Origin of the sequence: Bacillus cereus group sp. MYBK95-2 (genome assembly GCF_051915225.1) — a bacterium.
Lineage (GTDB): Bacteria > Bacillota > Bacilli > Bacillales > Bacillaceae_G > Bacillus_A > Bacillus_A cereus.
This window is the reverse complement of sequence record NZ_JBQAEH010000002.1, coordinates 669,334-695,841: the sequence shown is the minus strand read 5'-3', so window position 1 is coordinate 695,841 and position 26,508 is coordinate 669,334. Positions and strand designations below refer to the sequence as shown.

The following is a 26,508-nucleotide window of genomic DNA, read 5'->3' as shown; positions in this document are numbered from 1 at the left end:
TCAAATTTCTTATATATCGCATAAAAATTCGACATTCTATTTAATATTTTAATATAAAATATCCCTTTTCTATCTATTATAAAAAATTCTATTAACCTAATACAAACTCAAGTATGTATTTCCTTATAAAGATCCTTACATAAAGTATACTTTCATCATGACAAAAATCACTCTATTTATCAATAGTATAATATTTTTAGAAAACTAAATTTCTATACTATCTACAATTTTGAAATAATTTGACGAATTGTAAGATTTATTTCACAAAAGCCATTTCTCCTTTAAAGAAAACACACACTATACCAACTGTTCTCTTTTTCCGATAATGGAATTTATAGGATATTTATAGTATTATATACATATCTTAATAAAAAAGAATTTTAGCGAACTGATTAAAGTTTCATTTTATAAAATGAAACTTTAATCAGTAAGGGTTTTATACATCCTCCGCTAATTTTTAATCCTCACCACTCGGGCTGCCCGTTAATGCGGATTTTTATTGGAATAAAAAGAGGAGGCATATTTGTGAGAAATATAATAGATGATCCAATACAAAAAAATATAGAGCTATACTATGCTTTTATTCAATTCGTTTCAATGATAACATTACAAAAAGTATCAGCTATTGAAACACGTAAAAATGAATTAAAAAATCAGATGAAAAATGCCGGACAAAAAAACCCTTATTACGTATAAAAAAAGGTGAACAGGTTATATTCCTGTTCACCTTTTATCAAATTATTTTATTTATAAATTTTCACACGGTTTTCTAACGGTTGGAATTCTTTTTCACCAGCATGTACTACCGGTTTACCAAATGGCATTTGCGCAGTGAGTTTCCAATTTGCTGGAACATCCCACTCTTTTCTCACTTTTTCATCAATTAGTGGATTGTAATGCTGTAACGTAGCACCAAACCCTTCAATTTCTAAAGCTGTCCAAATTGCAAATTGTAACATTCCTGATGATTGCTGAGACCAAGTTGGGAAATTATCTTTATATAATGCAAAGTTTGCTTGAAGGCTTTCCACTACTTCACTGTCTTCAAAATATAAAACCGTTCCATAACCACTTTTAAATGCATTCATTTTTTCTTCAGTAGGTGCAAAGTTATTTTCAGGTACAATTTTTCGTAACGTTTCTTTCGTAATATCCCATAATTTATCATGTTGTTCTCCTAATAAAACAACAACGCGAGCACTTTGAGAATTAAAAGCTGAAGGTGTATGTTTTACAGCATGATAAATCACTTCTTGAATTTTCTCATCAGAAACTACTTGCTCTTTACTAATTGCATAAATAGATCTTCTGTCTTCAATTGCTGAGTAAAAATCTTTTGCCATCATAATTCCCTCCAATTTTCAATTGAGGCTATTTCATATGTATATATCATATTACGCCCCTCAAACTTATTATTAATAAGCTTATAACTTTATAATATCACAGCAACAAATAAACTCAAATGATAACACTTGTATTTAGAAGCTTTTTCCTTTTTAAAATAAAAAGACTGTTTGTTGTTATCTAAAATTAGTAACAACAAACAGTCTTACTTATGTAGCGATCTAGATTCGTATTTTACTTACTTAATTAACTAATCCAAATGCATACGACATTAACTTATTTGTCTCTGTAAAACGTTTTGTTTTACTTGATGTCCCCATGACCACTGTAATAATTCGATTATCACCTTGCTTTGCAGTCCCAGTAAAACAGTATCCTGCACTATCTGTAAATCCAGTCTTTAGTCCGTCCATTCCTTCTATATATAAACTTTTATTATTTTTATTTAACATGTCGTTTGTGCTTATAACATTAATATTATTAAATGCTAGCTGACTTTGGCGTAAGTGAGTCACTTCTAATATTTCCGGATAATCTTTTATAAGATGATATGCCAATTGCGCTACATCAGCAGCCGTCATTTTTGTTTCACTTCCATCTGGCTCTTGTAATCCAGAAGCATTTGCAAATTTAGCATGTTCCGACATTTTTAACTGTTTCGCTTTTGCATCCATAAGCTGAACGAAATCTTTCTCCGATTTTGCCATATGTTCTGCTAAAGCCACAGCTGAATTATTAGCTGACTCAATCATTAATGCATGATATAAATCTTTAACAGTTAATGTATCATTAACTTGTACTGGGATTCTCGCTCCCTCTGTTTGTGCCGCCTTCGCACTCATTTTTACTGGATCTTCCCAGCGAACTTTCCCGTTATGTATACTCTCTAGTAAGAGATACGCTGTCATCATCTTAGACATACTAGCCGGTGCAAAAGCTTCATTTTCATTATATTGATAAATAATATCTCCATCACTCGCATCGATAATCATAGCTGCTTTTGCGTTAATTTCTGGTGGGATGTACTTTGGCGGGACTACTTTTTCAGTAAATCCTGCTTTAGGTAGTTCTGCCACTTGCAAAGGTTGTCCCTCTACATTCGCTATGCTCTTTTGATTTCCTTGGAATAAGAACCAACATATCCCTAAAATAATGACTAATAGGACTGTCATCCTTCCCCATTTTAACCGATTCATTTCAAAACTCCTTTAGCAAACCTTTTATACACTCACATTTAACCTTATCAACAATTCCTTTATACAGTCAAGGTAAAAGGTATATTTATTCATAGTACAGCAATGATTATTTTAATTTATTTATGTTAAACTTACAATATTGAAACGTAAGAATATTTAATAATAAAATCTCGTAAATAAAGCGAAACTTTAATCAGCCCCACCAATCAGGCTACCCGTCAAATAGCGAGATAAACTATTTAATAGAAGGGATTCATACAAATGCTACTTCCAAAATCATTAAAATACGGAGACACAGTTGGGATTTACTCCCCTTCTTCACCAGTAACCTACACTTCACCAAAGAGATTTGAACGAGCAAAATCTTACTTACAACAGAAAGGGTTTCATATATTAGAAGGTTCATTAACAGGTCGATATGATTTTTATCGTTCTGGTAGTATACAAGAGCGTGCTGAGGAGCTAAATGTCTTAATAAGAAATCCTAATATTTCTTGTATTATGTCAACAATTGGTGGGATGAATTCAAATTCAATATTACCTTATATTGATTATGATGCTTTTCTAAAGAACCCTAAAATAATGATTGGGTATTCAGATGCAACTGCTTTATTACTAGCAATTTACACCAAAACAGGAATCCCTACATTTTATGGACCAGCTCTCGTCCCTTCCTTTGGCGAATTTGAACCTTTTGTTGATTGCACATACAAATATTTCGCTGAAACTTTACTACATGATCATTCTCTTCCTTATCATATAAAACAACCATTATTTTGGTCAGATGAATTTATTAATTGGGAAGAAAAGACAAAGGAGAAAGAACTTCGACCAAACGATTGGATTTCAGTAATTGATGGAAAAGCTACTGGGCGTATTATTGGCGGGAATTTAAACACGATACAAGGAATTTGGGGTAGCCCCTATATGCCACATATTCAAGAAGGCGACATTCTCTTCATTGAGGACAGTTCAAAAGATGCAGCTACTATTGAAAGAAGCTTTTCATTACTTAAAATTAACGGTGTATTCGATAAAATTTCAGGTATCATTCTTGGAAAACATGAGCAATTTGATGATTGTGGTACAAATCGAAAACCTTTTGAAATACTACTAGAAGTACTTCAAAATCAAAGAATTCCTTTTCTAGCTGACTTCGATTGTTGTCATACACATCCAATGATTACCATGCCTATCGGTGTTCAAGTAGAGTTGGATGCAACAAATAAAACGATACATATTGTAGAACCTTGGAAAAAATGAATGCATAGCTTCTATTGTTTTACAATAAAAGCCATGATACTATATAATTTGGAATGTGAAAGATTAAACAAAATATGTTCCAATATCTAACACTAGAAAAATTAGGTATAAATATATATTTATATGCAAAAGAGAGTGAATAAATGAAACCAACTATTAAAAATTACGTATTTTTACATGTAGCTTTTTTGATATATTCTATCATTATGGTTTACATGAAATGGGCAGCTAAATTCCCCATTGCTTCCATCTCATTTTTTGTTGCTTATTTCGGATTAGTTATACTTTTATTCGGATATGCAATTTTATGGCAACAAGTAATTAAACATTTCGAAATTTCAAAAGCATATTCACATCGCGGGATTATTATACTGTGGTCAATGCTTTGGTCAGTATTTCTATTTGGAGATACGATTCAGTGGAATCATTTACTTGGTGCAGCTATTATTATCGTCGGAATTGTGGTGGTGACAAAAGATGAATAGTTATATGTTATTATTTATTTTCGGGATAATTTTAGCTAATTACTCACAAATATTATTAAAAAAAGCTACTTTGCAACAATACGATTCTAGAATAAAAGAATATGTGAATCCTTATGTTATTATCGGCTACTCTTTATTTGTAATTAACGCCGGATTAAATGTTATCGCCATGAAGGGCATGGCATTAAAACAAGCATCAGCATTAGAATCCTTAAGTTATATCATCATATTAATTTTTGGTTGGTATTTCCTAGGAGAAAAAATAACGAAACGTAAACTCATCGGCAACATGATTATTATCGTTGGTGTAATCGTTTATTGTATCCAATAGTAAAAAGCTCCGTTTATCACAAACGGAGCTTTTTACTATTGACCTAAATTTTGCACTTTATCTTTCAAATCTCGAACTTGATCTACCGTCTGCATAAGCTCAGAGTTTTTAAATTGCTCTACATCCACTTTTCCTTCTTCTATCTTTGTCATCGCCGTATCAATTAACGTATTTAACTTTTCGTTATATCCGACGATTTGTTGATGAATATCCTTTGCTACATCAGGTGGCGTTAATTCATTAAATGCGGGTATATCTTGTTTAATTTCACTAAGCTTCGTTTCTAATTCTTTTCGAGCCTCGCTATCATTAACGGCCTTTTCTGCTAATGCTGGTGCATCATTTGCAAATGCACTTATTTCATTTACATAGTCTGTCGCCTTTTGAGCATAATCTATGGAGTTCTTTCCTTCTTCCACTATTGAACATCCCATTAAACCAATTGAAACTATAAATACTAATAAAATTGTTTTTATTTTCATTTTAGACTCCCTTCGTCTTTATCATTGTCTGTAATTTTCTCTATACATAACTTCTAGCTAAATTGTTTATAACCTTTTTCAAATAGCTATTTATCCTCTTACATGCCCTATTATCGTTACAACATCTATTTCTATATGTACGCTTATAATATCTTCAATTATATCCATATAGCCTTGTCCTATAGCTGTTCCATAGTGTAATGTAAGCCCCTTCTTTTCATACACTGACTTTGGCACTGAAAAAATAAATCTCCTCAAGTTTCTTTCATCAGCTGGTTCCATAATTAAAACAATCCCATCTTCATCAAACATATACGCTCGCCCTCCAACTTTACATTCACTATGGCTCAGTATTGCCTTGGTCAGCAAAATTTAAAACACAATAAGTTAAGATACTCTCTGCTCTATCATAAAGTGAAAGTTTAATCAGTGAGGATTTTGTTCATCCCCCACTGGCTATCAGCCCGATCCCCACCTAACTTCTTTACTTCCGCTGAATTTTGAGGTAGGGTCTTACTGCCCGGCAAATAGCGAGATAAAAATAAAAAACATTCATTCTTTTTTGTTAAGAATGAATGCTTTTTAAAAAATCAATTTCTAACTCTAGCATCTTTTTTTGACGAGGTTTTACTTTTCTTACGGGAACTCCAGCGTAAATATACCAATCATCTAAACTCTCTTTTACCATACTCATCGCACCGACTGCCGTACCTTCTCCTACCGTTACATTTGGAAAAATAATAGAATTAGCACCAATAATCACATGTTTTTTTAAAATAACTTTTTCTGCTTTCACATTCCTATATTGATTCGGGACGGTTGGCCCCATTAATGTATTTCCACTGAAATCATCAAGTACTGCATATACGATTGTTTTAGCTGAGATGTTTGCAAAATCATGCATTTCAATCCCAACTTCCCCTCCATATAACGCTGTATACGCTGATATGTGCGAATAACTTCCAATTGTGATTTTACCACTTAAAATGCAAAAATCATCAATTCTTACATGATTGCCAACTGATATAGCACTCGGATTATATATACTTGCTTTTTTACTAACCAATACATTTTTCCCAACAGATAAAAATCCAATTTGCTTTAGTTCTTCTTGACTATAAAAACTATTCATCTACCGACACCACCTTCTGCTCTAAACAGATTACAATTTGCTCTACTAGTTCTTTCGTCATTCCTTCCCATAAAGGTAAACTTACGATTCGTTTTGCTATTTTATTCGTCTTTGTTAAATCTGTAGACTTATAGTTTTTAAAAAGAACTTGTTGGTGGCAAGATGGTGAAAAGTATAATCTAGCTTCTATTTTCTGTTTTTTCAGTTCTTCTATTACTTGTATATTGCGAACTTCTTCTGGACAAATGATAGGCATAAATTGGTGAATAACCGCTTCTGTCTTTTGGACTTTCCACCCTTTTTTCATTAACCCAGTATTTTGTAACAACTGTTTATACCATTCAGAAATACGGCTGCGTTCTTTTAATTTTTGATCCCACTTTTTTATAGTCGCTATCCCAATAGCTGCTGCGTATTCAGACATTTTACAATTAAACCCCATCATCGTACATTCACGATTTTTATCAAATCCGAAATTCCCCATTCTTTTAATACGTTGTATATCTTCTTCGTTTTTACTATATATGAGCCCTCCTTCACCAATTCCGAACGGCTTTGTTGCATGAAAGCTATATACAATCATTCCACTAAAATCTTGACCGTAATGCATCCCTCCATTCATTAATCCAAATCCCGGCGCCGCATCTACGACAACCGGAATCCCCTTCTTCTCTAGTTCTTCATATTCTTCTAAGTTCATCCATGATCCAAAAGTGGCGTACGGGATAACAATCGCAACCTCTTCTTTTAATTCTTCTATTTTATCCAAAAGTACGGTTTTATCCATATACCAATCATCTATTGAAATATCAATAAAGTACGGTTCCAATCCACACCAAATAGCGGCTAAGGCAGTCGCAGGGAATGTAAAGCTAGGCATGAGAGCATACTTTCCCTTTCTTCTTTTCTTTAGTTGAATAGCCGCCATTAACCCTAACGTTGCGTTTGCTACTGTTGTAACAGCTCCCCTGTTTTGAAAAAATGACGACATAATTGTTTCCTCAAAACGTTGATTTATAGGTCCATAATTCGTATATATGTGAGATGTATCAATTTCCTTCAATTCGTCCAAATACTCACTTACAGGTACAGTTGAAGCACGTAAAAAAGGAATATTCTCCATATCTATCTATTCCTTCCTATCATTTTCGGACAATATAGAGCATATCTGTTTCAGATAATCCAAACTTCCTAGCACTTTTCATTCCTTGTTTTTCCGCTATGTTATATAATTCTACCTTAAATCCTGCATTCATTAATCGTTGAATAAATCCCGATTGATTGTAAATTCTCACATGATCTTCTTGACCAAAAGCTAATTTCCTCAATTGTGGTGTTACAATTAATTCATTCTCTATAATAAAATCTACATTCATTACGATCGGTACTTGAATAATTCCCCATCCATTTGGCTTTAACACTCTATATAACTCTCGCATTGCTTTGTCATCATCAGGAACGTGTTCTAACACATGGCTACATAATATTACATCAAAAGTATTACTATCATATGTAATCCTTGTAACATCAATTTCCTTCATTAATGGATCCTTTGGTTCTAAGTCACCACATACATACGTAATATTTTTATACTCGTTAAACCAATCTCTTAACTTCGCTTCAGGTGCAATATGAAGCATTGTATAGTTTCTATTTAACAAGTCCGTTTCCGTTTCAATGTACGCACGATACAATCTTTCACGATCCATCGAATTGCAAACTGGACATATCCCTGTATCTTTATTCCACATCTCAAATTTATATTTCGGAAAATCATAATGCGCTGGCCAAGGTGAAAATTTTTCAAATTGTTGATTGCAATATTGACAATAACAAGATTCTTTCTCAAACATATGAGCAACTAACTTGTTTAACCCTTTTTTTATCTTTTCATTATAAATTTGATCTAGTTCGCCATTTCTTACTGCATCCTTAACTATAAATCCCGCATTTTCTAAACAATAAGATAAACTCTCTTTATACTCACTTTCGGAGCTTAAAAATCCACTATTATATGCATCTATAATTAATTCAATCCACTCTTCAATTGTCATTAAAATAAAATGCATTTGTTTTTGATTTTGTCCACTATGTTGTCTAAAATAACTAAGAGGTTCTTGCATATAAACTACTTTTCCTTTCCTCATCATATCTAGCCAAGTTGCAATGTCATTAATAGCAGAATAAGCCTTTCCTTTAAAATATCCAAACTTCCCGTCAAACAAATCCCGATTAAACAAAACAGTTGTCGGCTCACCAACTACATTTTTTAAGTTTTTTAACATATAATTTCCTAATTCTTTTCCTTCGAAAAGTGTAGTTTCTTTCGCGATTTTCATATTTAATGTTGAAGGTGGTAATATCTCTCCATTCTCATCAATTAGTTCACGATATGACGTCACAAATGAAATATTTTCTAACGTCAAAAAGTATTTCATCATTCTCTCGATCTTTTCATGATGAAATAAATCATCATCTAATAAAAAGTTTATATAGTCCCCATTCGCAAGTTCTACACACTTATTAAAGTTTTCGGCAACTAACGGCGTTTCATTTTTAACATATGTAATACACTCATATTCACGTAAGTACGGTTGAATCATAGCATTGACTTCATTATTTGTACTATCGTCAGAAATAATAATTTCAATATTTTCATATGTTTGATTCAAAGCGCTGTTGAGTGCTAATTCCAAGTAATAAGGTCTATTGTATGCAGGAATAAGTATACTTACTTTCGGTAATGAAGAATTATTATTTATATGTTGTTTTTTCTTTTCTATGTTTATTTTCTTCGCTCTAATTTTTTGGTAATAGTCTAATGTATATAATATTGATGATGGAACTATCCTTCTTGCATAATCTAGAAAATTAGTTATCGCTTTGTCTAACTCTTTTTCGGTGGATAAGAAACCATATTGTTCTCCTGCTATAATACTGTGTGAAAAATCTTCTAACCCATCCATCATTTTATTAGATTCATTTAACTGTTGATCTGGATGTAATCGAAAGTAACTCAGTGTCTCTGCTATATATACTGCTTTTCCTTTACTTAATAAAGATAACCATGAAGCTATATCTACGTTACATAAATACCGCCTCTTATCAAAAATCCCATATGGTTCTTGTAAATCATTTTTACGAAATAAAACTGTTGTCGGTTCTCCAATGTAATTTTTTTGATCCACAATTACCTTATTTCCTAATTCTGTTCCCTCTATAATGGTATCCTCTTCAAATAAACGGACAGTCGAATAAATATGTCGCAGTTCTTTCCCTTTATCATCAATTACTTGACGATGAGATGTTACAAGCTTAATTTCATTATCTAAATCATTGAAAAAATACTTCATCATTTTTTCAATTTTATTCACATGAAATACATCATCATCCATTAAAAAATTTATATACTCACCGTTCGCTTCATTAAATAACATTAACGCATTTTCAAATTGTCCGAGAGTTGACCTATTTTTTATATAAATAATATTTGAATGATCACATAAGTATTTTTGTAACAATTTTTCTGTTTCATCATTCGTGCTGTCATCTCCAACTATAATTTCTATATTAGGGTACGTTTGTTCTAACACACTACATAACGCCTTTTCAAAGTAACTAGGACGATTATATGTAGGAATTAATACACTTACCAACGGAAGTTGCTCTACCATTTCTTCAGTTCTTTCAATACGAGTTCTCATTTTAACTCTCTCACCTCTTCGCATATTATTTATATACGCGACACAAAAATCACATTACTTTAACTGTATGGAGCCTATATACTTTTATGCAAACAGGAAACAAAATATCATACTTTTCGTTCCTGAATAAACATATTTAATAATGCGGACATTTTATTTGCACCTTTTTTATTCATATGATCACTATCATAAAAATCATCGTCACAAAATAATGGCGAATCAAATAGATCTATAATTTGAAAAGAATATTGAGTTTGAAAATCATTTATAACTTTATAAAAATCTTCTTTTAATTTCTTACTACTACAATTGAAATAATGTGAAGTAACAGGGAACACAACAATTAATGGCTTTATATCGTTTTTTAACAGTAATTCTAAATATTTCTTAAAAATCATTTTATTTTCAACTAAAGTATGAGGATACGCCAATTTAGCATGTGAAGCTGCTCTTATTTTCCCGTGTTCTTCAAAAGGAATATGAAGAGAAGTAGTATTCCATTCAGCATTTATCCAAGGCAGCGTTAATGATTCATCTTTTAGTTCGTCTAATAAAATATATTCAAAATGCAAATTAAAAATAGAAAGAAGTGGTTTCGGAGTATTTAGATGTGAGAATCCATCAGTGGGTAGAGGAGAATGAACTACAGTATGATGACCATCTTGAAACAATGGATAATATACTTTGTGAATTCTATATGATTCAGATGATAACGACATATCAAAGTAAAACGAGAAATAGGCTATTCCTATTAAACAATATTGAAATGAATGATTGTTTGATAAAAGTTGTGACGCTATTAAATAATCATAGTATAGATCTTGCGATGGAAGTGTTAATTTTATTGACTTTTTTGAGAGAAGCTCCGTACTTATGCCACAATGTGGATAAGACAAACCGGTAGCAAACAATTCATACGTCGGATCACTCTTTGCTTTTTTCATAGAAATGTATAAAGACATAAGATCCGGATTTATTTGATAGATAGAAATTAATTTATCCTTCCATTCATACATGTATTTTGTTAAATTAATAATTTTTGAACTTTGCACGCCCCTATTTATCAAGTCATTTGTAAGTTTTTCTGCGTCCCCTCTCCAAATGACTATATATTGAAAAGAACTTTCTATACGAACAACATCTGAAACGTCTACAACATGAACTATTGTTTTACATTTATTTTTGTCTAACGTATTTCGAATCCTCTCCCCTGATAACTCATCACTTAAAACAATGATTTTATATTGCTCCTTCATGTACATCCCCTCCATTATATGTATAATATGAAATTCATTTTTAATTCGTAACAATCATATACACCTGCAATCTAACAAAAAAATAGCTCCACCATTAGGCGTAGCTATTTTTACAATTATTGCTTATTCAAATCATATTCCTTTATCTAACTCATAAAGTTTACGATACTTTTCATTTTCTTTCAGAAGTTGTTTATGACTACCTTGCATGACAATTTGGCCACGATCAAGGAATATAACTTCGTCTACATGTTCTATTCCTACAAGATGGTGCGTAATCCAAATAACCGTCTTTTCTTCCGTTGCAGAAAACATTGTTTCGATTAAAGACAATTCTGTTTTTGGATCTAAACCGATAGTCGGTTCATCAAGTACAATAATTGGTGTTTCTTGCATAAGAGTTCTAGCAAAAGCAACCCTTTGTCTTTCCCCACCAGAAAACCGCTTTCCCATTTCATGCATTTTTGTTTGTAATCCGTCTGGAAGAGAAGTAACATGTGAAGCTAATTGTGCTTTCTCTAAAGCTTTCCATATCTCTTCATCCGTCGCCTCCGGTTTGCCAATTCGTACATTATTTCCAATTGTCGTATCAAACAAATGCGGCTTTTGATTTAATACAGAAATATATTTAGATAAAAGATTCGTATGAGCTCGTTCACCATTCAATACAACTTGGCCATTTACTGGGCTTAACGCCCCTGTTAACAATTTTAGTAAAGTAGATTTCCCTGTCCCACTTCTCCCTAAAATAGCAATTTTCTTCCCTGCTTTTATTTGTAATGATACATCTTTTAATACAATCTCATTACTATCTGGATAACTATACGATACGTGATTCAGTTCAATATCTACATGTTTTGGTTCAATATAATCTTTCTCTCCATGCAAATCCGTTTCATCATGTAAAACACTATCACTTTCTACGCCATTAAGACGATGGGTAGATTCTACGTACGACGGTATTCGATCGATGGCATCTGCAATAGGAATAAGCGCGTTTGTTACAGATAAAGTCATTAATACGAAAGCTGCGATAACTGTAGGAGCAATTTGTTCACTTGCCGCTTCATTCCCAGTCCATATGATCATCGAAATAACTACAATACCTACTACTAATTGAATGATACTGTCCCGAATATGATACCAGCGTTTCACTCTCTTTTCGATTTTTAACAACTGATCATTTTGTTTTACATACTCATTAATAAATTCATCTTTACGACCACTTGCTTGCCAATCAGATAATCCAAAAACAGCATCTGTCAGTTGTTGATACAAACGGTTTCTTCCTTGCTTTAAAGTAACATGATGTTTCTTCATCAAAAGTAATGATACAAACGGAAGAAGAAAAACGATAATAGCTAACATACAACCTACAATAAGTGCAAAAACAAAATCAAATGCACCGATAACAAGTACGAAGATACTATAAACAACTAGCGCTAATATGCTAGGAAATATTGTACGTAAATATAGGTTTTGCAAATGCTCTATATCTTCGGATAACACTCCTAACATATCACCCGTTTGAAATCGAGAACGGAAAAATAACGCCTGTGGTTCTACTATTCTATATAGCCTCGTTCTCATTTTTTCTAATATACGTAGTACGACATCATGTCCGACTAGGCGCTCTATATAATGAAATACAGCTTGCCCTATACTAAACGCTCTTGTTGCAACAATAGGAACATATACAGCCATTACATTTTCTGGTCTAAGGGCAGATTTTGAGATCAAATAACCTGAAATAAAAAGTAACATCGCTCCTGAACTAACTCCAAGAAGACCAAGGAAAATAGTTAAAGTCATTCTACCTTTATTTTGTTTTATATAAGGTTTAACCCAGTTACTCATTTCTCTCCCCTCTCTTCCCTATGAAAATGTAATGTCTCATTCTCTAAAAGTTCTTCATACGTCCCACTTTCTTTCATTTCCCCTTTATTTAGAATAAGAATATGGTCCATTTGTTTCATCCAATGTAGACGGTGAGTTGCTAAAAATACTAACTTTCCATTAAATAGACGTAACATCGCTTGCTTTATTTCAAATTCGGTTTCAATATCAAGATGTGCCGTAGGCTCATCTAATAAAATGATTGGTTTTTTACTTAAAAGCGCACGCGCCATAGCAACACGCTGTTCTTGTCCGCCACTTAGCATACGTCCACCTTCTCCAATTCTTTCGTGTATCCCATTTGGAAGTGATGTAACGAGTGAACGAAGGCCGACTTCATTAATAACTCTTTCAACTTCTTCATCTGTTGCATTTGTTTCATAAAAACGAATGTTATCCTTTAATGAAAGCGGAAAAATATAAGGTTGCTGCGGAATATAAGCAATATTTTTTTGCCAATCTTCACGAGTAGATCCATCAACTTCTACACCATTTACTAACATCTTTCCACTCGAAGGAGATAAAAAACCTGCTAATACGTCGATTAACGTCGATTTCCCTGCACCACTTTCACCAATAACACCAATAGCACCGTTACCTTCCCAAGTAAAATTAATTCCTTCTAATATAGCCTTTTCAGATTCAGTATTATTAACTTTGATATCTTGTAATTTCAAGCTACTAGAGGCATTCCATACTATATCTTCATTTAAATCTTTCTTTTGTATTCCTTTTTGTTGTTGCAAAATCTCTTCTATTTGCTCCATCGCAATTTGTCCATCTAATGTCGCATGATAATTTGCTCCCACTTGTTTAATCGGCAGAAAATATTCCGGAGCTAAAATCAAAATTGTAAGGGCTGGTAATAGTATAATCGTTCCATCTATTAAACGTATCCCTAATCCAACTGCCACAAACGCAATTGATAAACTCGTAAAGAAATCTAATGCAAAAGAAGAAAGAAAAGCAACTCGCAAAGTACGCATCGTTGCTTTTCTATATCTTTTACTTACTTTTTCAATCTTTCCTTCGTGCTGTTCACTTTTCCCTAAATACTTTAATGTTTCTAAACCTTTTAACGTATCTACAAAATGATTCGAAAGTACACGATATATCTCATACTGACTATCTGCCATTTTTTGCGCTGCTAATCCGAGAAGAATCATAAATATGATCACGATAGGAATCGTTACAACTAAAATGATTCCAGACTCAATATCTAGCGTAAAAACATATAGTACAATTAGACCTGGAACGATACTACTTCTAATCATTTTAGGAATCGTTAATTCAATATATGTTTTAAATTTCTCAATCCCCTCAATTGATAAGGTAACCAGATGACCAGTTCCAACAGTTTGAACATACCTTGGACCTAATGTGAAATATGCCTCTATCAATTGTTTTCTTAGTAACGACCCTGTTTTTTCAGCAAAACGTTCCACTAATATTTGTGATGTTCGAACTACTATGTTACGCGCTGCAAACGCGATACCAAAATAAACAACTTCACTTAATATTGTTTGTACTGTCTCTCCATGAAATAAAAACGTAATAGCTCGTGCTAAAAAGATTGTTTGCGCAATAATACTAAAAGCTTCTAAAATACTAATAATCGTTAACGCTACATATAAAATACGGCTACCGGGATAAGACGGAAGTCCTCTTTTTCTTTTCATTAGTACTCCAAATCGTTGTCTGACTTAACAGGTTGTCTAAATACATAATAACTCCATATTTGACTTCCGATAACGAAAGGCAAAATAGCAATCGCAAAGTAAGTCATAAGTTTTAATGCATAAGCTCCTGATGCTGCGTTGTAAATTGTCAAATCATTCATTGCTCCTAAAGAGCTAATCATAACACGTGGGAACATACCGATAAATACACTCGCACTTAGTAAAATGATCGTTAAACTCGTCATAAAGAAAGCCCAACCATCTCTTCTTCTTTTATTTAATAAAGTGGACACTAATAGTGCTACAAAAGCTCCGATTGGTACCATAATCCATTCTGTTCCATGAGCAGTGAAAATGTCGGTTTTCCATAACCCCACACCAGCAAAAACAAGAAGTGTAAGTAATGAAAATGGTGCAATTTTTATTGCAGCAATTCGTGCACGTTCTCTCAATTTACCAGTTGTACGTATTGTAAGAAATTGTAATCCGTGAACAATACATAGTAGGAGAAACATTACTCCTCCAAGTAACGCAAATGGATGAAGTAATTGCAAGAATCCACCTACAACATTTTTACTCTCATCAATAGGTACACCTACCATAAAGTTTGCAATCGCAACTCCCCAAAGGATAGGAGGTAACATACTTCCAATAAACATCCCCCAATCCCATGCACTCTTCCATTTATGATTATCTATTTTCGCACGAAATTTAAAGGAAACACCTCTTAAAATTAAAGCAAGAAGCATAAATACAAATGGAATATAAAAACCACTAAATAAAGTTGCATACCAGTGCGGAAATGCCGCAAACATGGCTCCACCAGCACAAACAAGCCATACTTCATTCGCGTGCCAGAACGGTCCTATTGTATTTAAGTAAACTCGTTTTTCAAAATCATTCTTTCCTAAAAACCTCGAAACCATTCCTACACCAAAATCGAAACCTTCCAGTACGAAGAATCCAACAAACAAGATTGCAATAATTAAAAACCACAACTCATTAAGAGATAACATACTCTTCCTCCTTATCAAATGGATCATGGCTTTGATAATCCTTTTTCGTTTTCTTATTCGTGTGGCCCTTAATGGTACGAACGAATAAGTACACACAAATTCCACCCATAATTAAATACATTGATGTGAATGAAATAAGTGAGAATAATACTTCACCGAATGTTACATTTGGTGATACAGCATCTTCTGTTTTCATTACACCAAATACTACCCAAGGTTGACGACCCATTTCAGTCATAATCCACCCTACTGTATTACCGATGAATGGAAGAGAAATTGCATACACCATTAATTTTAAATACCACGTTTTTTCAGCTAAACGATCTTTTCTTGATAAGAACCATCCGTAAGCTCCTAGAAGAAGCATGAATGTTCCACTCATTACCATCGCTCTAAAACTCCAAAACATTGTATGCACTGGAGGAATATAATCTCCAGGTCCATATTTTTCCTCATATTGTTTTTGAATTTGATTCATCCCTTCAACTTGACCGCTAAACTTATCATACGATAATAGACTTAGCATATAAGGGATTTGAATTTCAAACGAATTTTCTTTCTTCTCTGTATCAATTTTCGAAAATACTGTAAATGGTGCTGGATCCTCACTTGTATTCCATAGCGCTTCAGCTGCCGCCATCTTCATTGGATGTGTCTTAATTAATTGTTGCGCTTGTGCATGACCAAAGAATAATACAAGCGCCGTTGTAATTGTTCCAACAATGATAGAAATTCGGAAAGATTTTTTAAATACTACAGTTTCTTGTCCTTTTGTAATTTTCCATGCACTTACACCAGCAATAAAGAATGCACCTGTTGCAATTGCCGCTGTAATTGTATGCGGGAATTGTACCCATAGTTGTGGGTTTTGAATAATGGCTAAGAAATCATTCATTTGCGCACGACCATCAGCTGCCATTTCATACCCGACAGGTGACTGCATAAATGCACTTGCAGTTAAAATCCAGAATGCTGATAACATCGTTCCAATTGAAAGGAGCCAAATACACATTAAGTGAATTCGCTTCGGTAATTTGTCCTCACCGAATACCCATAAACCTAGGAATGTAGACTCAATGAAAAATGCCAGTAATCCTTCAATTGCAAGCGAGGGACCAAATACATCACCTACAAAACGTGAATACGTTGACCAGTTCATACCAAACTGAAATTCTTGTAAAATACCTGTTACTACACCTACTGCAAAGTTAATAAGGAATAATTGCGTCCAAAACTTTGCCATCTTCTTATATACCTCTTGCCCTTTTACCACATACAACGTTTGCATGATTGCAATAATAAAAGCTAAACCAATTGACAGCGGAACAAAAAAGTAATGGAAAATCGTTGTTGATGCGAACTGTATTCGTGCCAATTCGAGCGTTTCCATACTAAAATCACTTCCTTCATAGTTTTTATAATAAAAGTTAATTGAGCAATCTTATCAAACTCAATTATTAAGAAATACGAAAAGACAAAAACATTTTGTATGTATTGTCGAAAAATATGAAGTTTCAGTTTTTCAAACTATTGTAATGCTATTTTTTACCTTTTCACTATTTCTGTAGTGTTTTATTCGTTAATCGAATTGTATAATATACCTGCATAGTAAATTCAGGTTATTTTTGACGTATTATTGACATCATTTTGTCTGAAATATGTCTTTTGTCATTTTTTTGAATCAGATTTTTCTCATTAGCAAAATGTGTTTTTTCAATATACTTCTTACTTTTATATCTATAAAACAATCGTTTTTTCTTCATACGCTTGACTTTTACTCGAAAAAATGTCCTCGAAAGCACCCACGATAAATGCTTATTTTTTGTCAAGAGAAAAATGTATTTTCAAAATTCAAACTCGAAATAATGTTATTCAAAAATAGAAAACAACTTCCCTCTTCCTCGACTAAAAGTTCATTTTTTTGTCATTTTTCCAGAACAAATAAAAAAACTGAGAGTCGATTAAACTCTCAGTTTTTTTATTTATTTTGCTGTATGTTTTCTAACGGCTGGTAAAATTTCAGTAGCAATTAATTCAATATTTTTCTCAATTTTATCAAATGGTACACCGCCAAAATCAATTTGTGCCATAAAGCGTTGTTGGCCAAACAATTCATATTGGTAAAGCATTTTCTCAATGATTTGTTGTGGGCTACCAACCATTAAAGCATCACGGTAATCTATTGCATTTGTAAATTGCTGTTTCGGATACCCATCACCGCGCAGTGTAAGCATACCAGCATTAATGTGAGGGTAATATTCACTAAGTGCATCTTGTGAATTTTTTGCCGTATAAAATAAACTCGTTGTCGCAACTGGTAAACTAGCTGGATCAAATCCGCTTTGCTGAGCAGCCTCGCGGTAAGCATCTACTGACACTTTAAAGTTAATTGCTGGACCACCAAGTGTTGTTATCATCATTGGCACACCTGCACGTCCTGCTTTAATTGCACTAGCTGGTGGACCTCCAACTGCACGCCAAATTGGTAAGTTATTATTTTTCGCTCTTGGAATAACCGATGCATGTGCGAGCGGTGCTCTGAACTGTCCATTCCATGTTACATGTTCCTCGTTATTAATTTTTAATAAAAGATCCATCTTCTCTTCAAATAATTCTTCATAATCATTCACGTCATAACCAAGTAAACTATATCCTCCAATACGAGATCCACGACCAGCCACAATTTCTGCACGTCCATTAGAAATCAAGTCAATGGTAGCGAAATCCTCATATACTCGAACTGGATCAGATGTACTTAATATCGTTGCGGAACTTGCAATTTTTATATTTTTCGTAGCTTGCGCGACCGCACCTAAAATAACTGTATGAGCTTGCGTTGTAAAATGTGTTTGGTGACTTTCGCCGACAGCAAACACATCAAGTCCTGCCTCATCTGCTAACTTAGCTGTTTCAATTAGTTCGTGAATTCTTTTTTCTGGCGTAATTTTGTCCCCATTATGTGGATTTAAAACATGATCACCAATTGAATATAATCCAAACTCAATTCCTTTTCTTGTATCTATACGGTATTTTTCCATAGTTACTCTCCCCTTTAATAAAGTAGTATTAGTTTTTTTCTAAAAACGTTGGTAAGTCAAGTTTATCTCCGTATTACCTACACCATCACTTGATTAGTCAATTGATGGTGTAAAAAAAATTACTCTTGCGGTAATTCTTTTTTTTCACTATGCTTATGAACTTTCGTCATCAGCTCATATAATATTTTCTGCTCTTCTTCATTTAATACATCATCAAAAAACGAAGATTGAAATGCAAGTTGCTCTGGCAATGCTCTCTCTAAAGCCGCTTCTCCTTGCTCTGTAAGACTAATTGTTTTCGTTTTCCAATCTTGTTTTCGTACAATATATCCTTCTTTTTCAAGACGAGTTAACATTCGAGAAATGCCACCTTGTGTAACAGTTACCTTTTCAGCTAACTCCATTTGTGTTAGTGGTTGATACGTACGTATTTGCAAAAGCACATCAAATTGAGCTGTCGTTAAATCAAAACGTTTTAAAAACTCATTTGACATTTGATTACTTTGGTTCGTAAATCGTATTAAACGTAACCATATTAATGATCCTATCGTATTATCACGCATGTTTGATCACTTCCTAGCGTTAATCTTACTATCACTTTACTACGCAAGTGATAAAAAAGCAAGAGAAAATGTAATAAATATAGCGATAAAGTATTGCATAAATAATGATAAGTAAGAATTCATATAAACATGAATTCTTACTTATCATTATTCTTAGCTTTTCATTTCATTCATTACTATATTTAAAGCTGACATAGCTTTTGGCCAACCAACGTAAAAAGCCATATGTGTTATTAATGCAACCAATTCATTCTCCTTAATCCCATTTTGTTTAGCTAGCTTCAGATGAAATTGTAATTGTTCTGTATTACCGAGACTGATTAGTGCTGACACAGTACACAAACTTCTTTCCCTTAATGTTAAAGTGGCATCCCGCCACACTTCCTCAAATAATATCTTTTCACTATAATGAGCAAATGCAGGTGCCATTTCTCTCATTTTCTTTTTAATATGTACTTCAATAAGTTCATTTTTCATTTTTTTCTCCCTTTATTTTCATCATTTGTGCTATTCCTTGACCAAATGACCAGTTTTCAGCAGCTGTCTCATTTAGTGTAATAAAAATATTCGAAGTTTTAACGTCGGAATATTCCGTAATTTTTAAAGATATCGATTGATACAAATCTTTTTTCTGTTGCACCGTTCTTCCCGGTCCACATGTAATAGAAACATATATCATATTCTCTGTTCTCTTTTCTCCTCTTTCCAACAAATAATATGGATTATATAAAAATTTATTTTGTTGGTAAGGTAAGAACATTTGAAAATAATCATTTTCAGGGATGTTAAAATGTTCAATTAACGAAAGATGGATACATTCCCCCATTTTTTCCAACTCTTCTTCATTTAATATGTTTTCAGGATAATAAATCTTCACAAAAGGCATAGACTTTCATTCCTTTTCTTATTTTTAATATACAACAAAATTTCATCGTGAAATGTGTAAAATCTCATATACTGTAGCACCTTTATTTACTATAATATCAGGCTTCTCTTCATAAAACTCAAACCTACTATATCCCCATTTATCCGGATTATAAACGATTACATTCCCTAAACACTTTTCATTGTTTTGTACATTTTCATTCATCATGTTTAATTGAGTCCCAATCAGCGTTTTACTTTGAGCAATACTTCCTGCATATTCAACAACATATCTACTTTTCTTAAATCCATCACTTAGATTAACAACTAATGGAACACCTATATGTATTTGTTGCCAACCAAACGATTGTAAAATATTATCGTAATACCCTTCAAAGATAAATTTATTCATCCCTTCATGCCCATTCCAAATATATAAAGGTGCATAGCAGTTATAAAAATTCCCGTCTTTCTCCGTTTCCGTAATTAAATAAGCTTTAAAATTTAGTGCTTGGAAACCATCAGTTTTATAACCATTATCCTTTACCCTTTTCTTAATAATTTCCATGTCATAATCCTTTGGCAAAATGACCTTATATTGCATTCCAATCATGTTTATCACTCGCTTTCAATCTTATATACATTATGATAAATCGATAAGTAGCTAACGTAAAATAGGTATAAATTATGTTTGGTATCATTTATAATGATAGTGCATAAGGGGCTGAGATATATGGAAATAAATGATCTTATTATATTCAAAACTGTAGCCAGTGAGGGTTCTATTAGTAAAGCTGCTAAAGAGTTAGGTTATGTTCAACCGAACGTAACTGAAAGAATCAAAAAATTAGAACAAGAATTAGAAACACCCTTACTACATAGAGATAACAAAGGCGTTTCCTTATTACCTTCTGGTGACATTTTATTAGATTACACGAATCAAATATTAACTCTATTAGAAGAAGCGAAAGATAAAATTAAAACAAGTGGGTCTTCTTATATAATCGCGACGTCACAATCGATTTTGACTAATTATTTAAGTAAGCGTATTAAAGAAAATTTCATGAATTATCAAATATATGTAGAAAATAGTAGTCATTTGCCAAAATTACTGCAGCAACAAAAAGTTGATATGGTCATCACTTATGAGGATGATTCTGGTGCAGGTTTTAAAAAAGTATTTACTACTTCAATTTCTATAGGCTTACTAAAAGATCAAGAAAAATGTATCATTGACTATTCAAAGGAACTCTTCTTCGTTAGCAATGACAAAAAGTGCCCTTTTAGAAATAAGACGATACAATTTCTAAAAGAAAATAATTTATCTCAGCGTCAACTTCAACAATTAGATTCTTATTCGCTTATGGAAGAGTTTATTCAGGACGGAAAAGGGATAGCCTTTTTGCCGATTAAAAATGATAAATTGGTACCAATTGAAGATGTTCCAGTTGAAAAATTAGCTGTTCATTTTTTTACAAATCAAAACTCTTTCAAACAAATCCCTGATGAACTATTCGGTTAATAAAAAATCCCTCCGTTATGAATCTAAAAGAGGGATTTTCATATTCTATACAATTGATTTTTCACACATTTTGCTCCACTTCTGCACTTTTCTCCTTCTTATTCCGCTTCATATTCTTCAGTCCCTTAACCGTGCCAACTAATCCTTTCGGGAAAACTAGCAATACGATAATGTACAATAAACCAAGAATAATCGTCCATCGTTCAAAGATCGGATACTCTGTAGCTAGTTCTGATAAATAATATTTTAGAGATTCAATAATTCCAGCTCCTGCAATTGCTCCAATTAACGTTCCAACCCCACCAATCATCGTCATCAATAATGCATTTAATGTCATTTCAATTGAAAATACAGTCGTATTAACAAAACGCAATGTGATAACAAATAAACCACCGCTAATCGCAGCTACTACTCCTGCAACAATGCTAGCAATAATTTTATAATGAAGCACTTTATATCCTAGTGCTTCAACACGTTGCTCATTTTGGGAAATTGCCTTTAATACTTTTCCAATAGAAGATTTGGTGAAAAGACGTAACAGAACAAAAATGATAAGTAAACATATAAGTGTTACATAATAAAACGTAAAACGATCACGGAATACGTCTGGTACACCAAATGTAAAACCATCTCCTCCGTGAGTAAGCCCACGCCATTTTTCAGCAAGTACAAAAAATAACTGTGAAATAGCAAGTGTTAACATTGCATAAAAATGACTTTTCAATCGTAAAGAAAGCAAACCAATTATATAACTAACGATTGCTGAAACGATAATTGCAGCTACTATTCCAATTAAAAAGTTCGTTATTGATACGCCTTGTCGATCAAATAAAAGCGCTACCCCATATGCTCCTATCCCAAAGAACATACAATGACCGAACGATACAATTCCTGTATACCCAAGTAATACATCAAAACTCATTGCAAAAATAGCAAAGATGAAGATTTGAGTGAACAAAATTAACAGGCTCCGTGAATCATTTACGAACGGAAATACACTTAAAAAAATGAGCATACATACTCCGAAGTATACTTTAATTCGGTCCGATGTGTTGTTCACCATTTCACCCCTTTTCACCAACAAGTCCAGTTGGCTTCACTATTAAGAAAAATAGTAACATTAACATATTAATTGCAAGTGATAAATCTGGTATAAAATACGCTGTAAAAGCACCAGCTAATCCGACAATTAAAGAAGCAATAGCTGAACCTTGAACGCTTCCTAATCCACCGATAATTACTACTATAAAAGCTAAAATTGCATACTGCATGCCCATCTCGGCGAAAATAACGCCCGAATACGGTGCTAATAAGAATCCTCCCAAAGCTGCCATCCCTGCCCCTAATAAAAAGACGAAAGAAAATATCGCTTTTACATTAATACCAAGCGCTTGAACCATTTCTTTATCCATTACACCTGCACGGATCATAAGACCTATCTTCGTCTTTTTGAGTAATAGTAGTAGTGCAATGTAAATAATTATCCCAATCAAAATAACAAATAGACGATATTTAATTAATATAATACCTCCGAATGTAAAACTTCCTTGTAACCATAACGGTAATTTTGCACTAATAGGGTTTGGCCCCCAAAATATTTTAATACACTCACTAAGAACGAGCATTCCTCCAAGCGTAACGAGCAGCTGTCGAACATGATTTCCATATACCGGCCTAATAAGAAACCTTTCTAAAATAAATCCTAGGAACATTCCCATGGCTACTGCTCCAACTAAAGCTAATATATAACTTCCTGTCACATTAAATAACCAAACACCTGTAAATGCTCCCCATGCAAATAAACCACCGTGTGCAAAGTTTAAAACGCTCATTAAACCGAAAATAAGTGAAAGACCTGATGCTAACAAAAAAATGAGCATCCCTGTTGAAATCCCATTTACAAATAAATTGATTAACACATCCATCCTTTTCACCTCGGATTCATGTTAAGAGATTCCTAAATATTTATGACACATTTCCTTATCCTTTTTTAATTCATTCATAAAACCGTTATGAACAATTCGTCCGTTATCCATAATGTAAAAATAATCGCCAATTTGACTGGCCATCATAAAATTTTGCTCAACAAGTAAAACTGTTGTTTTCTCTTTCATCTTCAAAATAGCTACCATTAATTTCTCCACCATTATCGGGGATAGCCCTTTGCTCGGTTCATCAATAAGTAATAATCCATCACTATTAATAAACGCTCTTGAAATAGCCAACATTTGCTTTTGCCCTCCGCTCAAGAGCCCACTTTTCTTATTCCAAAACTGCTTTAAATCCGGAAATAGTTCCAGCATCCACTCTATTTTCCCTTCTACTTCCTCACCTTTTCCCCTAGCAAGAGCGAAAGTTTCTTCTACTGTCAAATCATGAAAAATACCTTGATTTTCTGGTACATACCCTATTCCTTTCCTTGAAATTAAATGTGTAGGTAATCCACTCACTTTTGCACTATCATAATAAATTTCACCATCTGCAATGCGGTGAAACCCCATCACTGAACGTAATGTCGTTGTTTTCCCTGCCCCATTTCTACCAAACAGTACAGTAATCGTCCCTTTCTCAACAGCAAGAGATACTCCTTGCAAAATATGAAACTGATCTAAATACGTTTCTATATTATTCACTTGTAATAGTGCCACTATATAATCCCCCTAAATAAGCACTTTGTACACGCTCATCTTTCATAATTTCTTCTGGCAATCCTTCAGCCAATAACTCTCCATGAAATAAAACGATAAGATGATCTGACAAACCTAGTATCATATCCATTTTGTGTTCGATAAGTACAATTGTGCTCTCTGGATGTTTCTTAATATTTTCAATCACTTGTAATATAGCAGGGACTTCCTCAACCGAAATACCTGCCGTCGGCTCATCAAGTAATAACACATCCGTTTTTAAAGCTAATAACATCGCAAGTTCTAGCTTCCTTTTCTCTCCATGTGCCAAATCTTTCGCTAATACGTTCTCTTTTTCATGAAGTAATACTGTTTTTAAGAAACGTCTCGCCTCTCCAACTTGTTGCTTTAATTTTGCTGAACTCGGGAAAAAACTATAGTAATCTTGTACGAATGATTGAACACTTAAACGGACATTTTCAAGTACCGTTAATTCTGGGAATATGTTTGTAAGCTGAAAAGAGCGACCGATTCCTAAGCGTGTTCGATCTGAAATCGATAGTTTTGTAATATCTTGCCCTTTAAAATACACTTCACCTGTTGTGGGTGAAATCTGTCCACTTAGTAAATTAAATAACGTTGTCTTCCCCGCACCATTTGGCCCAATAATAGAAATGAGCTTTCCTTTTTGGACAGTTAAATTTACATCTTTAATAACTTGATGTTCACCAAAAGATACACTAAGATTTTTCGTCTCTAGCAAATGTGTCACGAAATCCCTCCCTTTAAAGCCGTGAGTATGAAAGAAATATGTATAAAGAGGGTCCCCCCTCTTTATATAAAAAACAACAGAAAATTCAGTCTATTTATTTTGAACTGGTGGTTCTGTTTCTTTCATCGTTAATTCTCGCTCTAACACTGGCACCGGATAATCAACACCGTCTTGCTTTTTCAATGTGATAGAATACAGTGTTTGCATCGCTTGGTGGTCCTTCTCTCTAAACTTCATCTTTCCTTTCGGTGTATCAAATTCCATTCCTTCCATTTTCTTAATCAAGGTATCTACATCTGTATCACCTTTTGTTTTCTTTAAGGCTTCTACAATAGAAATTGCTGCTGACATTCCTCCTGCTGTAAACAAATCTGGCACTGCACCATTAAAACGTTTTTTATGCTCTTCAACTAGCCAATCATTCACTTTATTTTTTGGAAGTGTGTGATAATATACAGAAAAACCTTGCATACCTACTAATGCATCCATTGTTTTTAATGCTGGTATATCTGGCGCACCTGTAGAAATTTTAATACCTTGCGCTTCCACATTCATATCTTTCAACTGTTTCCAAGGTGAATTTGCCCCTGCCCAAACGATAAATAAATAATCTGGTTTTGAACTAATGATATTTTGAATATTCGCTGTAAAATCTGTTGAATTTGTATCCGCGTATTGCTCATTCACAATGTTCGCACCTAATTTTTTCGCACCCGCTTTAAATGCAGCAATCCCTTCACGACCAAAAGCGTTATCTGGGGCAAATGTTGCAATCTTTACATCTTTTTTCGCAATTGCTGCTGCTCCTGCAATCGCATCTTGTGAGGAACTTCTTCCAGTTCTAAAAATATATTTATTCCAGTTCTTCCCGGTAATACTATCCGCAACTGCCGGTTCTACAACCATAATCTTTTCATATTCTTCAGCCAGTGGTAAAACCGCTAACGTATCACTTGAACTAGACGATCCAACTAAAAAATCAACTTTCTCTTCTTCTAATAACTTCGTAGCTTTTTTAACTGCTACATCCGCTTTCGTTTCTGTATCTTCTACAACAAACTTAATCTTTTTCCCATCTACTTTCCCAGTTCCACCAGTTGCATAATCTAACCCTAATTCAAATCCGTTCACTGTTTGTTTTCCATACGATTCTAGCGGTCCTGTTAAAGAAGCAAGGACTCCTACCTTAATCGTTTTTTCATCCTCTGTACTTGTTTTCTTTCCTGAACAAGCTGCCGTTATTAATAACGAACCTAAAACACAACCAGTAAACATTGTTTTTAGCCACTTACGTTTTTTCATCGACATTGTGATCCTCCCCATACTTTACTTTCTGAT

General features: G+C 33.5%; 27 protein-coding genes. 5 read left to right on the top strand and 22 right to left on the bottom strand.

The window, feature by feature from the left end; genetic code table 11:
- Window positions 1-525 precede the first annotated feature (525 nt).
- Window positions 526-696 carry a hypothetical protein gene (locus ACTFN4_RS10505; RefSeq protein ID WP_001244279.1) on the top strand — a complete coding sequence of 57 codons (171 nt, stop codon included), beginning with the start codon at window positions 526-528 and terminating at the stop codon, window positions 694-696.
- Between the two features lie 47 nt (window positions 697-743).
- On the opposite strand, the gene ACTFN4_RS10500 is transcribed toward ACTFN4_RS10505, so the two are convergent.
- A complete protein-coding gene (locus ACTFN4_RS10500) occupies window positions 744-1,346 on the bottom strand; it encodes a nitroreductase family protein (RefSeq protein ID WP_025687201.1) in 603 nt (200 codons plus the stop codon).
- A 240-nt stretch (window positions 1,347-1,586) separates the two neighbouring features.
- Complete coding sequence (locus ACTFN4_RS10495) at window positions 1,587-2,540, bottom strand: D-alanyl-D-alanine carboxypeptidase family protein (RefSeq protein ID WP_001080870.1); 954 nt, start codon at window positions 2,538-2,540, stop codon at window positions 1,587-1,589.
- 261 nt (window positions 2,541-2,801) lie between these two features.
- Here ACTFN4_RS10495 and ACTFN4_RS10490 point away from each other — a divergent pair, with 261 nt between their 5' ends.
- The 3 genes from ACTFN4_RS10490 (at window position 2,802) to ACTFN4_RS10480 (ending at window position 4,619) form a co-directional block, all read left to right on the top strand.
- Window positions 2,802-3,803, top strand: coding sequence for a S66 family peptidase (locus ACTFN4_RS10490; RefSeq protein WP_000926333.1), 1,002 nt, complete (start codon window positions 2,802-2,804; stop codon window positions 3,801-3,803).
- A gap of 143 nt (window positions 3,804-3,946) precedes the next feature.
- Complete coding sequence (locus ACTFN4_RS10485) at window positions 3,947-4,288, top strand: EamA family transporter (protein ID WP_000805125.1); 342 nt, start codon at window positions 3,947-3,949, stop codon at window positions 4,286-4,288.
- On the top strand, window positions 4,281-4,619 hold the full coding sequence (locus ACTFN4_RS10480) for an EamA family transporter (protein WP_001089868.1): 339 nt from the start codon (window positions 4,281-4,283) through the stop codon (window positions 4,617-4,619). Before ACTFN4_RS10485 ends, ACTFN4_RS10480 begins: the two co-directional genes overlap by 8 nt.
- Window positions 4,620-4,654: 35 nt before the next feature.
- Here ACTFN4_RS10480 and ACTFN4_RS10475 read toward each other — a convergent pair whose 3' ends face one another.
- From ACTFN4_RS10475 to ACTFN4_RS10405, 15 genes are all read right to left on the bottom strand, one after another.
- On the bottom strand, window positions 4,655-5,101 hold the full coding sequence (locus tag ACTFN4_RS10475) for a DUF6376 family protein (RefSeq protein ID WP_025687202.1): 447 nt from the start codon (window positions 5,099-5,101) through the stop codon (window positions 4,655-4,657).
- A 90-nt stretch (window positions 5,102-5,191) separates the two neighbouring features.
- Window positions 5,192-5,413 (bottom strand): hypothetical protein, encoded by a 222-nt coding sequence (locus ACTFN4_RS10470; protein WP_000459099.1) that lies wholly within the window; start codon window positions 5,411-5,413, stop codon window positions 5,192-5,194.
- Between the two features lie 253 nt (window positions 5,414-5,666).
- On the bottom strand, window positions 5,667-6,233 hold the full coding sequence (locus tag ACTFN4_RS10465; protein ID WP_001084195.1) for an acyltransferase: 567 nt from the start codon (window positions 6,231-6,233) through the stop codon (window positions 5,667-5,669).
- Window positions 6,226-7,356 (bottom strand): DegT/DnrJ/EryC1/StrS aminotransferase family protein, encoded by a 1,131-nt coding sequence (locus ACTFN4_RS10460; protein WP_000427964.1) that lies wholly within the window; start codon window positions 7,354-7,356, stop codon window positions 6,226-6,228. The genes ACTFN4_RS10465 and ACTFN4_RS10460 overlap by 8 nt, the downstream gene beginning before the upstream one ends.
- A 19-nt stretch (window positions 7,357-7,375) precedes the next feature.
- Entirely contained in the window at window positions 7,376-9,937 is a 2,562-nt protein-coding gene (locus ACTFN4_RS10455; RefSeq protein ID WP_001260412.1) for a glycosyltransferase, read from the bottom strand.
- Window positions 9,938-10,044: 107 nt separating this feature from the next.
- Complete coding sequence (locus ACTFN4_RS10450) at window positions 10,045-11,193, bottom strand: hypothetical protein (RefSeq protein WP_000664263.1); 1,149 nt, start codon at window positions 11,191-11,193, stop codon at window positions 10,045-10,047.
- Window positions 11,194-11,325: 132 nt separating this feature from the next.
- Window positions 11,326-13,050 (bottom strand): thiol reductant ABC exporter subunit CydC, encoded by a 1,725-nt coding sequence (gene cydC / locus ACTFN4_RS10445; RefSeq protein ID WP_000073645.1) that lies wholly within the window; start codon window positions 13,048-13,050, stop codon window positions 11,326-11,328.
- A complete protein-coding gene (gene cydD, locus ACTFN4_RS10440; protein WP_000824039.1) occupies window positions 13,047-14,768 on the bottom strand; it encodes a thiol reductant ABC exporter subunit CydD in 1,722 nt (573 codons plus the stop codon). Before cydD ends, cydC begins: the two co-directional genes overlap by 4 nt.
- Window positions 14,768-15,784, bottom strand: a complete 1,017-nt coding sequence (gene cydB, locus ACTFN4_RS10435) for a cytochrome d ubiquinol oxidase subunit II (protein WP_000950076.1) — start codon at window positions 15,782-15,784, stop codon at window positions 14,768-14,770. The genes cydD and cydB overlap by 1 nt, the downstream gene beginning before the upstream one ends.
- Window positions 15,771-17,174: a cytochrome ubiquinol oxidase subunit I gene (gene cydA, locus ACTFN4_RS10430; RefSeq protein ID WP_000448870.1), complete on the bottom strand. Its 1,404-nt coding sequence runs from the start codon at window positions 17,172-17,174 to the stop codon at window positions 15,771-15,773. Before cydA ends, cydB begins: the two co-directional genes overlap by 14 nt.
- Window positions 17,175-17,766: 592 nt before the next feature.
- Window positions 17,767-18,822, bottom strand: coding sequence for an LLM class flavin-dependent oxidoreductase (locus tag ACTFN4_RS10425; RefSeq protein WP_000417543.1), 1,056 nt, complete (start codon window positions 18,820-18,822; stop codon window positions 17,767-17,769).
- Between the two features lie 119 nt (window positions 18,823-18,941).
- Window positions 18,942-19,385 carry a MarR family winged helix-turn-helix transcriptional regulator gene (locus ACTFN4_RS10420; protein WP_001205523.1) on the bottom strand — a complete coding sequence of 148 codons (444 nt, stop codon included), beginning with the start codon at window positions 19,383-19,385 and terminating at the stop codon, window positions 18,942-18,944.
- 153 nt (window positions 19,386-19,538) lie between these two features.
- Window positions 19,539-19,862, bottom strand: a complete 324-nt coding sequence (locus tag ACTFN4_RS10415) for a carboxymuconolactone decarboxylase family protein (protein WP_000787196.1) — start codon at window positions 19,860-19,862, stop codon at window positions 19,539-19,541.
- Window positions 19,852-20,271: a tautomerase family protein gene (locus tag ACTFN4_RS10410; RefSeq protein WP_001117232.1), complete on the bottom strand. Its 420-nt coding sequence runs from the start codon at window positions 20,269-20,271 to the stop codon at window positions 19,852-19,854. The genes ACTFN4_RS10415 and ACTFN4_RS10410 overlap by 11 nt, the downstream gene beginning before the upstream one ends.
- A 42-nt stretch (window positions 20,272-20,313) precedes the next feature.
- Window positions 20,314-20,862, bottom strand: coding sequence for a DUF4865 family protein (locus ACTFN4_RS10405; protein ID WP_000579893.1), 549 nt, complete (start codon window positions 20,860-20,862; stop codon window positions 20,314-20,316).
- A 120-nt stretch (window positions 20,863-20,982) separates the two neighbouring features.
- On the opposite strand from ACTFN4_RS10405, the gene ACTFN4_RS10400 reads away from it, so the two are divergent.
- Complete coding sequence (locus ACTFN4_RS10400; protein WP_000405005.1) at window positions 20,983-21,771, top strand: LysR family transcriptional regulator; 789 nt, start codon at window positions 20,983-20,985, stop codon at window positions 21,769-21,771.
- Window positions 21,772-21,832: 61 nt separating this feature from the next.
- Here ACTFN4_RS10400 and ACTFN4_RS10395 read toward each other — a convergent pair whose 3' ends face one another.
- From ACTFN4_RS10395 to ACTFN4_RS10375, 5 genes are all read right to left on the bottom strand, one after another.
- A complete protein-coding gene (locus ACTFN4_RS10395) occupies window positions 21,833-22,786 on the bottom strand; it encodes a branched-chain amino acid ABC transporter permease (protein WP_439962316.1) in 954 nt (317 codons plus the stop codon).
- Between the two features lie 49 nt (window positions 22,787-22,835).
- Window positions 22,836-23,696 (bottom strand): branched-chain amino acid ABC transporter permease, encoded by an 861-nt coding sequence (locus ACTFN4_RS10390; protein ID WP_000382805.1) that lies wholly within the window; start codon window positions 23,694-23,696, stop codon window positions 22,836-22,838.
- A 21-nt stretch (window positions 23,697-23,717) separates the two neighbouring features.
- Window positions 23,718-24,419 carry an ABC transporter ATP-binding protein gene (locus ACTFN4_RS10385; protein WP_001196696.1) on the bottom strand — a complete coding sequence of 234 codons (702 nt, stop codon included), beginning with the start codon at window positions 24,417-24,419 and terminating at the stop codon, window positions 23,718-23,720.
- Window positions 24,397-25,170, bottom strand: a complete 774-nt coding sequence (locus ACTFN4_RS10380; RefSeq protein ID WP_000149338.1) for an ABC transporter ATP-binding protein — start codon at window positions 25,168-25,170, stop codon at window positions 24,397-24,399. Before ACTFN4_RS10380 ends, ACTFN4_RS10385 begins: the two co-directional genes overlap by 23 nt.
- A 90-nt stretch (window positions 25,171-25,260) precedes the next feature.
- Entirely contained in the window at window positions 25,261-26,478 is a 1,218-nt protein-coding gene (locus tag ACTFN4_RS10375; RefSeq protein ID WP_000061996.1) for a substrate-binding domain-containing protein, read from the bottom strand.
- Between the last annotated feature and the right edge of the window lie 30 nt (window positions 26,479-26,508).